The organism is Candidatus Zixiibacteriota bacterium (genome assembly GCA_040752815.1).
Lineage (GTDB): Bacteria > Zixibacteria > MSB-5A5 > GN15 > FEB-12 > JAGGTI01.
In genome coordinates this window covers 1-7,893 of record JBFMGC010000079.1, presented here as the reverse complement: position 1 = coordinate 7,893, position 7,893 = coordinate 1, and the positions used below count along the sequence as shown (strand labels likewise).

The 7,893-nt window shown below is 56.0% G+C and carries 8 protein-coding genes and 1 tRNA gene; 5 read left to right on the top strand and 4 right to left on the bottom strand.

Annotated elements, in window-relative coordinates:
- Positions 1–502: transposase (locus tag AB1772_12800; GenBank protein MEW5797219.1), on the top strand; the 502-nt coding region annotated here is incomplete at its 5' end.
- A 42-nt stretch (positions 503–544) separates the two neighbouring features.
- Here the strand turns inward: AB1772_12800 and AB1772_12795 are convergent.
- From AB1772_12795 to AB1772_12785, 3 genes are read right to left on the bottom strand one after another with little or no spacing between them, the layout of a single operon-like run.
- The gene (locus AB1772_12795) at positions 545–1,357 is read right to left on the bottom strand and encodes a class I SAM-dependent methyltransferase (protein MEW5797218.1); all 813 of its coding nucleotides are present in this window, start codon (positions 1,355–1,357) and stop codon (positions 545–547) included.
- Positions 1,357–2,442 (bottom strand): LptF/LptG family permease, encoded by a 1,086-nt coding sequence (locus tag AB1772_12790; protein ID MEW5797217.1) that lies wholly within the window; start codon positions 2,440–2,442, stop codon positions 1,357–1,359. Before AB1772_12790 ends, AB1772_12795 begins: the two co-directional genes overlap by 1 nt.
- Positions 2,443–2,447: 5 nt before the next feature.
- Positions 2,448–3,773 (bottom strand): LptF/LptG family permease, encoded by a 1,326-nt coding sequence (locus AB1772_12785; GenBank protein ID MEW5797216.1) that lies wholly within the window; start codon positions 3,771–3,773, stop codon positions 2,448–2,450.
- 102 nt (positions 3,774–3,875) lie between these two features.
- On the opposite strand from AB1772_12785, the gene AB1772_12780 reads away from it, so the two are divergent.
- The 4 genes from AB1772_12780 (at position 3,876) to AB1772_12765 (ending at position 7,179) form a co-directional block, all read left to right on the top strand.
- Complete coding sequence (locus tag AB1772_12780; protein ID MEW5797215.1) at positions 3,876–4,826, top strand: HD domain-containing protein; 951 nt, start codon at positions 3,876–3,878, stop codon at positions 4,824–4,826.
- Positions 4,816–5,742, top strand: a complete 927-nt coding sequence (locus AB1772_12775; GenBank protein MEW5797214.1) for an alpha/beta hydrolase — start codon at positions 4,816–4,818, stop codon at positions 5,740–5,742. The genes AB1772_12780 and AB1772_12775 overlap by 11 nt, the downstream gene beginning before the upstream one ends.
- 119 nt (positions 5,743–5,861) lie before the next feature.
- A tRNA-Ser gene (locus AB1772_12770) sits at positions 5,862–5,950 on the top strand.
- 98 nt (positions 5,951–6,048) lie between these two features.
- Positions 6,049–7,179 carry a tyrosine-type recombinase/integrase gene (locus tag AB1772_12765; GenBank protein ID MEW5797213.1) on the top strand — a complete coding sequence of 377 codons (1,131 nt, stop codon included), beginning with the start codon at positions 6,049–6,051 and terminating at the stop codon, positions 7,177–7,179.
- Positions 7,180–7,267: 88 nt separating this feature from the next.
- On the opposite strand, the gene AB1772_12760 is transcribed toward AB1772_12765, so the two are convergent.
- The coding region (locus AB1772_12760) for a transposase (GenBank protein MEW5797212.1) at positions 7,268–7,893 on the bottom strand (626 nt) is incomplete at its 5' end.

Sequence of the window (7,893 nt, the reverse complement as noted above, 5' to 3'; positions counted from 1 at the left end):
CCAGGAAGGGGAGACTGCGATAACACCCGAACGTCACAAACCGGGCGGTACCTTCGTTGTCGTAATGGCGGAGTCGTGTCATCGTCGAACTTCCAAATTACCCACAGCAAGCTGTGGGCTACCAGATCGGGCGACCGGATTGACTGAGGATCTTGACAGCATCGCCCGTGAGGGAGCGCAGCGAATGTTGCTCTCGGTTCTGGAGGCGGAAGTGACGGAGTTTCTGGGGCGGCAACGATATGAGCGAACGGTCACGCGGTCAGGGTACCGCAACGGATATGGCAAAGGGCGTCGGGTGACGCTGGGGACGGGGACAGTCAGGGTGCGAGCGCCCCGGGTCCGCGACAGTGAAGAGCCGTTTGCCTCGCAGGTGTTGCCGGCCTGGCAGCGTCGCTCGCAGGCGGTCAAGGAGTTGATCCCGGAGTTGTACGTGCAGGGACTGGCGACGGGTGATTTCGAGCTGGCCTTGCGAGGTTTGCTGGGAGAGACAGCCATCTGGTAGCCCACAGCTTGCTGTGGGTCCTCACATTCTCTGAAACAAACCTCATAACTCCGCTCGTTCCTCCGCTAGCGGCTTGCGCGCCTTAATCGCAAGCATCAGCGGGTACTTGGTCGGGCCGCCGGGCGGGTACCAATAGTGATCCGGGCGCACATACCAATCCTCAGCGACTTTGTAATACCCGAAATTGTACTCCTCGAGGCGTTCGATAATCAATCCGGCGCCGACCAGCGCGTTCACAATCGCAGACACCGGGTGCTGCCACTCGATATGCTCGCCGTCGATACGCGTCTCAGTCGCGCAGTAATCGCGCGGGTTCACGGTACGCAGCGGCTCGCGCGCGAAATAGTCGGGGGACTCATCGGGAAACAGAAACAGCGGATTGATCGGATGTTCATCGATAATGAAGAACGTCCCGCCCAGTTTGAGATAGTGCGCGACTACCTTCGCCCAGCGGTTGATATCGAAAATCCAGATGTGCGTACCGTAGGACTGAAACACGATATCGAACTTCTGATCGATCACTCCTATCAGATCGAGTATATCGCAGCGCACAAACGTAGCTTCGGGGGCGCATTTGGTCTTTAGTTCGTTGGCGACTTCGACAGAGCGATCCGAAATATCCACTCCGGTAACAATCGCACCCAGGCGCGCCCATGACAGCGTGTCCAGCCCGAACTGGCACATCAAGTGCAGGAGCGTCTTGCCGCGCACATCGCCGAGGGCATCGAGTTCAATCTGCTTCAGGGACGAACCGCCATTGATTACCTCCCGCGTGCGGTATTCCGGGTGGTTCACGTGGAGGTCGACCATCTGATTCCAGGCGGCGCGGTTCTTTTCGTGGTCGCGGTTTGTCATTACTTGGGCGCTCGCCACATAAGTATCAGGCCGATCAAAAAGAACAGCGCGTTGACACTCCAGGCTGCGTACTCGGGGGCGATCTTGCCGTTCCAGCCGGCCGATTGCATCATCCTGTAAAGCACGAAGTAAATCAGCGAAATCCCCGCCCCCGCTGCAATAGAGACCGCAATGCCGGCGCGGCGAGGATTCGATGCAAACGGCACGCAGATGAGCACGACTATGAACGACGCCACCGGGAACGAGTATTTCATCTGCAGGTCGACCAGCTCACGCGTGTACGGCCCGCCGGTCCGTTTCATCAGATCGATATACCGCCGGAGTTCATCGATCCCCATGTCCTCAGGTTTGCCCAATCGCTTGGCGAGGTCTTCGGGGGTGTCATCGATATCACCGACAATCAGCGTATCGAACTTGACGAATCTGGGTTCCGCGCTGTCCGAGAAAGTCCGCCGGTTGCCGTCGATCGCCTGCCATAGAAAGTCCATGTAGATAATACGGTCGGCGGTGATGATCTCGGTAGCCCGGTTGCGCTCCGAGCGATACAGCTTGAAGCTCTCCCCCATGCGGCGGTCGGTATCGAATTGGGCCATAGTATAGAAACTGCCGGGGTTGATCTGGCGATAGATATCCCGCACATGGGTTTGCGTGATACGCGAATGGCCCTCGATAGTGAAACTCTTTATCTCGAGTTTCCTCTTATTCGTGGTGGGGAAGATATACTCGTTGTAGTAGAAATGCCCCGCCGCGATGAGCAACGTAATCAGGACAAACGGCGCGGTGATGCGATAGAGCGAAAGTCCGCTCCCTTTCATAGCGAGAATCTCGTGCCGCCGCGCCAGCAGTGATATGGAGAACAGCACGCTGAGCAGGACAAACATCGGCACGAACGACTTGACCACCCAGCCGCCGAAGTAAACATAGTATTCGAGAATCTGCAGCAGGGCGACATTGTTATCGATAAAATCAGGCAGCTCCTCGATCATGTTGATGACGATAATCGTCAGCCCGATTGCCACCGTGACGGCCAGGAATGACAAAAAGAAATACGTGAGGAGGTAAGTATCGAGACGCTTTAGCAACACTGCGTCTAATCCCTTCGCCGGAACCAGCCGAAAACCGGCTTTTCAGTAACCACGATATAGTTGAGATACAGGCCGAGTGCGCCTATCAGGATATTAGCGCTCCACATCGCCAGGAACGGCGAGACCAGCCCCCGGTCGGCCATGTCTTCGCCGCCGATCAGGAACGCCCAGTAGATCATGAACAGGGCAATGGCGATAGCAATCGCCATCCCCATGCCGCCGCGACGCGTCATGATCCCGAGCGGCGCGCCGATCAATACGAACGCCAGCGAGGCCGCCGGTATCGAGTATTTCTTTTGAATCTCGATATTGTACTTGTCCATGATCCGTTTCTGGGCCTCGATCTGCTGGCGGTTGCGCTCGACATGCCGCACCAGCACCGACGCGTCGCTCTGTACCAAAGACAACGCCCGGCGGTCATCGACCGTGTCCTTCAGATTGAATGCGAACGAATCCGAAAACAAGTAGGTATACTTGGACTGAAAGTACTCGTTGATTCTCGCTCTGAGCGGCTTGGTGGCGCTGCCGGCCTCGGCGACATGGGTCGACATCTGCTCTATGCCCATCTCCCGGTCGGTACGGTAATCGGAATCGGTGCGCACCAACTCGGAGCCCGTGCCGGAGACGTTGATAATCTGATTTTCGAAATCGAGCTTGCGGTAGTTGTCCGGATCGGTCAGGTCGAGCGTATGCAGTTCGCCGTGGTTCAGCGAGAACCGCATGTTCCGGCCGCCATCGGTCATCTCCAGATACCCGTTCTTGGCGACAATCAGCCGCGGATGATTGGGATCCTTGGTCTCGGATATGCGGACGCCTTCCACGTACGACGTGGCGTGATCAATCCGGTCGATCAGCACCAGATAGCCGGGAATGTCGGTTATGAAGATGCCGGATTGGAACACAAGCGTGGGCCGCATCGCCTGGATGTCCCCCATCAGCGTGCGGGCTTGCTTGTTTAGGTCGGGCAGAACCTTGTCGTGAAACTCAATCATCCCCCAGGTCAGAAACGACGCCGCTACCATGAGCGGAACCAGGATGTGCAGGAGGTTGATACCCGACGATTTCATGGCGATGATCTCGAAATCCGAGCCGAGCCGCCCGAAAGCCATGAGCGTGGCTACCAACACCGACATCGGTATCGAAAGCGCCAGCATCCAGGCCAGGTTCAGCCAGACCAGCTCGAGGACCACGGTCAGGTCGAGGTCTTTGTCGATTACCCGGTCGATGATTTTGGGGACAAAATCGATCACCAACAAAAATGTGATCGTGAAGAAGGCAAAGAAGAACGGCGCGATGTGTTCCCTAATGATGTAGCGGGTCAGGATTTTCATAACGCTCGGCCAATTTACATCTTATACTCAGGCGGGCCAACTCTTTATTCATCGGTAGATTTTGCGCTGGCCTTGTCGAACTGGCGGCATTAATTTGCCCCTATGCTGGCAAAGAAGATCGTCGACTTCGTCAAGGACGACCAGATCGAGGGGTACTTCTCGATCCGGAAGAAAGAGGTGCGCGAATACACCCGCGGGCGCTTTGTTTCGCTCGAGCTGGGCGACTCGTCCGGCCGGGTCGCCGCGGTCATGTGGGAGCCGGACCATTTTGCGCTCGAGGAACTGTCCGAGGCGATGGTGGTCAAAGCACGGGGGGTGGTCGGCGAATACCGCGACAAGCCCCAACTCGTAATCAACCGTCTCCGCCCGGCCGCCGACAACGAATACACGCTGGCCGATATCATGCCCCATTCGCACCAGCCGGAAGACGTTCGCAAGGCACGGCTGTTCGCGCTCCGGGATAAAATCGAATCCGTACCGATTCGCAGTCTCGTTGATCAGTTTTTCGACGATCCCGAATGGCTGCAGGGCTTTCTCACCGCGCCCGCCGGAAAGCTCTGGCACCATGCCACGATCGGCGGCCTCTCCGAGCATACCGCCAATGTCACGGAACTCGCCCTTCGCGTGGCCGAAGGGTATGATTTTCTCAACCGCAACCACCTCATCTTCGGCGGTCTGTTCCATGACGTGGGCAAAATGGCCAGCTATCATACCCGGACAGTGATCGACTACACCGATGAGGGTCGCCTGATCGATCACATTTGTATCGCCGACAACTGGATTTGTGAGCGCGCCCGCCGGGTGGAGAACTTCCCGGAGAGATCGCTGATCATGCTCCGGCACCTGATATTGTCCCATCACGGAGAGCGCGAATTCGGCGCGCCGGTGGTGCCGCAGACTCCCGAAGCGTTCATACTTTACTATTGTGATGAAATCGACAGCAAAATGGGCGCGATCGAGAGGATCCGAGGCCGTCTGGACGGCCGTGGCTGGTCCGAGTTCATAAACGTATTGAACAGGTTTCTGTACTTTGGAGAAGGTTATGAGCAATAGTAGGTTCGCCGCATGCTTAGTCTGTTTACTGGGTGCGTCCATAGTATGGCTGGCAATTGGGTGCCAAAAGGAAACGCCCGCCCCGGCTACACAGACCCAAACCACCCCGCCGGTAGTGGCGACTGTCGACAGCGTCCGGTCCGCCGACAGCGTCATGATCTACTTTGATTCCCGTGGCCAGGGTGAGCAAACGCTGGTGTTCGTACACTGCTGGAGCTGCGACCGCACCTACTGGCGTAATCAGGTCGACGAGTTCGCCCGGGATTATCGCGTGGTGTCAATCGACCTGGGCGGCCATGGGCAGTCAGGGCTCGAACGCAAGCGATGGAATATGGCCAGCTACGGGGTCGATGTCGCCGCAGTGGTTGAGAAGCTGAACCTGCAAAACATGATTCTGATCGGCCACTCCATGGGCGGGCCGGTGGTAATCGAGGCGGCCCGGTTGCTGCCGGGACGGGTGGCGGCGCTTGTCGGCGTGGACAACTTTCAGGACTTTTCCACAACATACACCGATGAGCAGGCCCAGGGGTTTGTTAACCGCCTGCGTCAACCTTTCAAAAAGAACGTATATCAGTTCGTACAGTCCATGTTTCCGCAGTCGGTGGATACGTCGCTGGCCAACAGAATTGCCAATGACATGGCTTCCGCGCCCGATGATGTCGCCTTGAGTTCGCTGTTTGAGACGGTCCGCTACAATTACCGGAGCGCGCTGGCCGACGTACGCTTGCCGATCCGCACTATCAGCAGCGACAAATATCCGACCTATGCCGATGCCAACGGCCTGATAGCAGCGTCGTTTGCCGTCCGGATCATGTCCGGGTCGGGGCATTTCCCGCATCTGGAGGACCCGGCTACGTTTAACCGCCTCCTGCGCGAGACGATCGCCGAGTTCTGGCCGCGCCCGGCTGAGCGTTGAACGACCGTAGGCGTAGCATTCGGCCCAGCGTGATTTCAGTTTCGTCTTGTTTCCGGGGTGGAATACGTTAGATTAGCCCCCGATTCCGGCGGCCGGCGGTCGCCGATCCAGACGATTGCGGAGAGGTGGCCGAGCGGTCGAAGGCGCACGCCTGGAAAGTGTGTACAGGTGATCCCTGTCCAGGGTTCGAATCCCTGCCTCTCCGCCAGAATCACTTTCTAACAAATCCCCTACTGTCTCCCAATAAGTTATTGACATTTTGTTCTCCGCCGCGTTAGATTTCTAAAGGATTTCTAACGGATTTGTATGGCTAGTATTCAGCTCAAGAAGGGGAAGAACGGCAGGCGCACCTATTTTGTGGTGGTCTCTTTTCAAGGAAAGCACAAATGGGTTAGAGCTGGCTCCCTCGCTGATGCCAAACGCTTGAAAAAGGAAATCGAGGGCCTTGCTGAGAACGAGCGATTTGAAAAGCTCGGGCTGTCTGTCAGAGATAAACGAATCGATGACTTCTTTTCAGGCTACATCGAGCATGTCAGACTCAGGACCTCACCCAACACAGTTAAGAGATACCGGGCAGCCATCAACGCCTTCCTTGCCTTCTTACGCCTGTTCCACTCCAGTGTCAGGTATCTCTCGCAGCTCAAGCAAGAGCACATTGAAGCCTATCAGCGACGACGTTTGGAATCAGTTGAGTTGAAGATTGAGGCAGATGGAGTCAAGAATGGCAATCACAAAAACAAGAGACTTCCAAAGCCTCAGACAGTCAACTATGAGATAGGAATTCTTAGGTCAGCCTTTCTTTGGGCGCAGGATCACAATTGGATTGCAGCTATACCGACGAGAAAAGTGAAGAGGCTAAAAGCTGGTCCCAAGCGTCAGATTAGAATTCTCTCTCAAGAGGAGTGTTCGCTGTTGTTGGTTACAGCGAGGCAAATGGCTCTTAGCGACCCCAAGATTGCGGTCTACGCTCGGGCGTTCCAGTTTCTTTTGAATTCGGGTTTGAGGTCAGGTGAGTTGTGTAATCTGACCTGGGATGATGTTGATCTGGAATCAGCGTTAATTCAGATCAGGTCAAAACCTGGCTGGACACCTAAGACCAGCGAGCGGTCGTTTTATCTCAATCAGACGTGTTTGGGTATTTTGAAATCGATTGGGAAACGAGAAGGTTATGTTCTCGTCGACGAGGCCGCAAAGCATCTGGAAAAGGACGAGCTGCGAAAAGTTTTGATTACCGTCGCCGAGGCGGCTGGACTTGATGGTCTGACCAGAGTCCACGATCTGCGGCACACATTTGCCAGCCTGATGCAAATGAACGGCGTTGAACCAGGAACAGTAGCTACCATTTTGGGGCATAAGGACTTGGGAACAACAAGGATTTATACGCATCAGACGCAGGAACATCTGAAGAAGAGTATTGAAAAGGTGGGGGTGGGGTGAGGTGGGCACTGTACCCTAGACTCGTCAGCACATTCTTGTTTGACAGCGGCCTCCAGAGCTCATGTCAAGAGTTGTGTAAATTGGTTTCTCAAGCAGCGTGCTTTTCGGTCTGATTGTTTCTGCTTCTGACCTCAATTCCGTCCTCGAACGTCACTCCCGCCAGCACTTTCGTCACCAGGTGCGGCGCGTTGATCCGGCGCCGGCGCTTCTGTGCTCTTACGATCAACTGGAAGACCAAGTACAGCGCCGAGCGCGGTGACTTGATTCGTCGGGCGGCGTTGGTGCGCAGCTTGACGGTGGCGAAGATCGACTCGATCGGATTGGTCGTTTTCAGCGATACCCAGTGCTCCTTCGGATACCGAAAGTACGTCAGCAATGCCTCCTGGTTCTTCAACAGACACTCGACGGCACGAGGATAGGTGCGGTCGTACGTTTCGGCGAACTGTGCCATCAGGGTCTCGGCCTGTTGTTTGGTGTCGGCCGTGTATAGCCGTTGCAACAAACGAGTGACCTCGTCATGCAGCCGTTTCGGGAAACAGGCCAGAACGTTGCGCATCTTGTGACACCAGCAGCGTTGATGGTCCGCTTGCGGATACACCTGGTCAATCGCGCCCCACAATCCCAGCGCGCCGTCGCCACAGAACAGTTTCGGATCAGTCAGACCACGACCTTTCAAGTCCCGTAAGACCTCGGCCCAACTCTCGGTCGATTCCC

What these genes read in the sequence shown, in the direction of transcription:
- AB1772_12775 (MEW5797214.1), top strand. Translation starts at nt 4,816, where the DNA reads ATGAGCAATAGTAGGTTCGCCGCATGCTTAGTCTGTTTACTGGGTGCG.
- AB1772_12785 (MEW5797216.1), bottom strand. Translation starts at nt 3,773, where the DNA reads ATGAAAATCCTGACCCGCTACATCATTAGGGAACACATCGCGCCGTTC.
- AB1772_12765 (MEW5797213.1), top strand. Translation starts at nt 6,049, where the DNA reads ATGGCTAGTATTCAGCTCAAGAAGGGGAAGAACGGCAGGCGCACCTAT.
- AB1772_12780 (MEW5797215.1), top strand. Translation starts at nt 3,876, where the DNA reads ATGCTGGCAAAGAAGATCGTCGACTTCGTCAAGGACGACCAGATCGAG.
- AB1772_12795 (MEW5797218.1), bottom strand. Translation starts at nt 1,357, where the DNA reads ATGACAAACCGCGACCACGAAAAGAACCGCGCCGCCTGGAATCAGATG.